The organism is Colwellia sp. NW0002-52-1, from assembly GCF_057550865.1.
Genome location: NZ_BAAJLU010000049.1, coordinates 1 through 937 on the forward strand (window position 1 = coordinate 1; position 937 = coordinate 937).

At 41.8% G+C, this 937-nt stretch carries 2 tRNA genes and 1 rRNA gene; all 3 read right to left on the reverse strand.

The features are described from left to right. Positions 1–134, reverse strand: a 23S ribosomal RNA gene (locus tag AC27H3_RS18030); the annotation flags it as partial. A gap of 436 nt (positions 135–570) precedes the next feature. Continuing rightward, positions 571–646 (reverse strand) — tRNA-Ala (locus AC27H3_RS18035). Between the two features lie 117 nt (positions 647–763). Continuing rightward, positions 764–840, reverse strand: a tRNA-Ile gene (locus tag AC27H3_RS18040). Positions 841–937 lie beyond the last annotated feature (97 nt).

The window sequence follows — 937 nt, forward strand, 5'->3', positions numbered from 1 at the left end:
GGGTGGGTTTCCCCATTCGGATATCGTAGTCTATAACGGTTTTTATCACCTCACCAAAGCTTTTCGCAGATTAACACGTCCTTCATCGCCTCTAACTGCCAAGGCATCCACCACATACGCTTAGTCACTTAACCATACAACCCCAAGTAGTTTTTAGTTAAAAGCTATAAGCTTTCAGTTTAAAACCATTAGTACAAGAAGGTGACAAAACCCTCTCAATTGTAAAGTCTGACATTTTCACGCACACAAAGTGTGTCTTGAATAAGAGTGGTAATAAATTTAACTCGTAAAAGTAAATTTACTACCGGGTTGATTACGTTTCCGAGGAGGAACCGTAATCACCATCATTAACAGGCGATATTCCCATTAACAACAGCTTGGTATTTATAATTTACAAACAACAGCGCGACACCGTGTTTGCCATATAAATACCGGTATTTATATCAGCTTTCCAGATTGTTAAAGAACTCAATAAATGCGCGCATTCGGCATAAATCGTGGTTTAAAAAACCAAACTTAACTTATCAACTAGAGATAGTTTAAGTTTGGTCTCTTTCTTTAGTGAAGAAGTGGTGGAGCTAAGCAGGATCGAACTGCTGACCTCCTGCGTGCAAGGCAGGCGCTCTCCCAGCTGAGCTATAGCCCCGCAATGGGAAACATCTAGCTAAAACAAACTCAGATTTACGTCAGTTGCAAGGCGGTATGAGGCGAAGTGTAGGCTTTTCTACACGAGGTTCATTCCAACGCAGCAAATGGCGTAAATTGGTAGGTCTGGGCAGACTTGAACTGCCGACCTCACCCTTATCAGGGGTGCGCTCTAACCAGCTGAGCTACAGACCTATTTCTCTTTCAAGAATTGTTGTCCGAAGCTTAGATGTTTGGACTTCTTCTAATTCGTTATCATGTAATTTGTGTGAACACTCGTAGAACCAAGGTT